The sequence below is a fragment of the Romboutsia sp. 13368 genome (genome assembly GCF_018336475.1).
Classification (GTDB): Bacteria; Bacillota; Clostridia; order Peptostreptococcales; family Peptostreptococcaceae; genus Romboutsia.
The window spans coordinates 1,913,961-1,916,400 of the sequence record NZ_CP048741.1; the positions used below are offsets into that span (position 1 = coordinate 1,913,961).

The 2,440-nt window shown below is 26.0% G+C and carries 3 protein-coding genes; all 3 read right to left on the bottom strand.

Annotated elements, in window-relative coordinates; genetic code table 11:
* Positions 1-84 precede the first annotated feature (84 nt).
* Genes G3997_RS07890 through rsgA form a run of 3 tightly spaced genes read right to left on the bottom strand, consistent with a single transcriptional unit; the run spans position 85 to position 2,279 of the window.
* On the bottom strand, positions 85-726 hold the full coding sequence (locus tag G3997_RS07890) for a thiamine diphosphokinase (protein ID WP_296645198.1): 642 nt from the start codon (positions 724-726) through the stop codon (positions 85-87).
* Between the two features lie 4 nt (positions 727-730).
* Positions 731-1,393, bottom strand: coding sequence for a ribulose-phosphate 3-epimerase (gene rpe / locus G3997_RS07895; protein WP_296645200.1), 663 nt, complete (start codon positions 1,391-1,393; stop codon positions 731-733).
* A gap of 1 nt (position 1,394) precedes the next feature.
* Positions 1,395-2,279 (bottom strand): ribosome small subunit-dependent GTPase A, encoded by an 885-nt coding sequence (gene rsgA / locus G3997_RS07900; RefSeq protein WP_296645202.1) that lies wholly within the window; start codon positions 2,277-2,279, stop codon positions 1,395-1,397.
* Positions 2,280-2,440 lie beyond the last annotated feature (161 nt).

The window sequence follows — 2,440 nt, forward strand, 5'->3', positions numbered from 1 at the left end:
TACTCAATCTAAATTCRATACTTATAATATCTATATATTATTTATAACTTACTTGTAAATAAAAAAAGATGGCATGGCCATCTTTTATATATTCTTTATTATTATTATACTTCCTTCATTTACTTTTATATTACAGCTACTTTTAGTCATAATATTAGATATTCCTAATGGCCTAGAAAAATCCATAATACCATTTTCTAAGGGATACTCTAAATTCTTAAGCGTTATACCTTTAGCATCACCTTTTATAGGTATTATAGATATTGTATCTCCTTTATTTCCATCTATAATTATTTCTTCATCTATAGCTATATATACTTCTTCTTTTTCTGAAATTATCTTAGGAATTATATTTTTATTTCTTATATAGTAAAGAAGATTTATATTTGCAATAGTATGATCTATTCTACCACCTAATGCACCTATTAAATCTACTTTTTTAGCATTTAATTTATTAGCTAACCATATACTTAGTTCCGTATCTGTCTCATCCTTTTTAGTTGGAAACTTATCAAATTTTACATTTTTAGATTTATAATATTTAATTATATTTTCTTCTATAGAATCTAAATCACCTATTATATAATCTGGAACTATATTCATTTTATAAGTATGATTTGCTCCTCCGTCAGAACATATAATATAATCATAATTATTTTTACATATTATACTTTTTATATATTTATAGTCTTTAATTTCTCCATTTAAAATAATACATATTTTCATGATACTATTTCACCATATCTGCATTTTTTCTAAATAAATCAACTGTAGATTGAATATCGTCACTATTGAATATAGCTGAACCTGCTACTATTACATTAGCACCTGCTTTTACTACTTTATCTACATTGTCAGGTTTTATTCCTCCATCTACTTGTATATCTATATTTAAACCTTTAGCATCTATAAGTTGTTTTAATTCTTCTATTTTAGGTATCATACTTTCTATAAAAGACTGTCCTCCAAATCCAGGATTTACTGTCATAATAAGAACCATATCAACATCCTGTATTACATGTTTTATAGTTTCAATTGGAGTTGCAGGATTTAATGATACCCCTGCTTTTATTCCATAAGATTTTATGCTTTGTATAGTTCTATGTAAATGTCTACATGCCTCTTGATGAACTACTATTATATCACAACCAGCATCTACAAATTCTTTTATATACTGGTCTGGATTTTCTATCATAAGATGTGCATCAAATACCATTTTTACATCTTTTCTTAAAGATTTAATTATATTAGGACCTAAAGTTATGTTTGGAACAAAATGCCCATCCATAACATCAATATGTAAGTACTCGCAACCTGCATTTTCTACTTTTTTTACATCTTCTAATAACCTTGCAAAATCTGCTGATAATATCGATGGTGCTAATTTAATCATTTTAATATCTCCTCTTCCCTGACCTTATTTCATTTAATAATTGAATATAACTATCATATCTCTTTTTAGATATTTCCCCATTTTCTACTGCTTCTTTTACTGAACACATTGGCTCATTTTCATGAATACATCTAGAACCAAATYTACATTCATCATGATTATCAAATTCTATAAAATATTCTTTTAATTCATTTTCCTCTATATCATCAAGTGTTAATGAACTAAATCCTGGTGTATCTGCAACCATACCACCGCATTCTAGTTTTAACAATTCTGCATGTCTAGTAGTATGTTTACCTCTTTTTATCTTATCACTAACTTCTCCTGTTTTTAACTCAAAGTTTTTATCTACTTCATTTAATAAACTAGATTTTCCAACTCCAGATGGACCAGCAAATACTACAGTACTTTCTGTTAATTCATCTTTAATTTTATCTATATTTAATTTAAGCTTATTACTAACAGGTATTACCTTATATCCACTTATCTCATATATATCTTTTAATTCTTTTAAAATTTCACCATCAGTATCTAAATCTACCTTTGTAAACACTATCACTATTTCTAAATTTTCTTTTTCTGCTAAAACTATAAATCTATCTAATAAAGATAAGTTTGGTGATGGATTCTTTATAGCAAATACTATTAATGCTTTATCTACATTTGCTATTGGCGGTCTTACAAGCTCTGTATCTCTATCTTCAATTTCTTCTACAACGCCCTTTTTATTTTCTTCATCAACTACACTTATACTAACTCTATCTCCAACTAAAGGTGTTACTTTATTTTTTCTAAATATCCCCCTAGCTCTACATTCATAAAGACCCTCTTTCGTATCTACGTAGTAAAATCCCCCTATTCCTTTTATTATTTTTCCATTTAACATTAATTTCCTCCTTAAAGTTTTAAGTAATATAACTATTTTATCCTATTTTTTGATAATATCCTAATATCTTTTTTATTTTTTTAAAATTTATAGTGTATTAATATCTCTATCTCTAAAATACTTAGTTTATTAATTATAAAAAAATAGTAAAATCTATACTA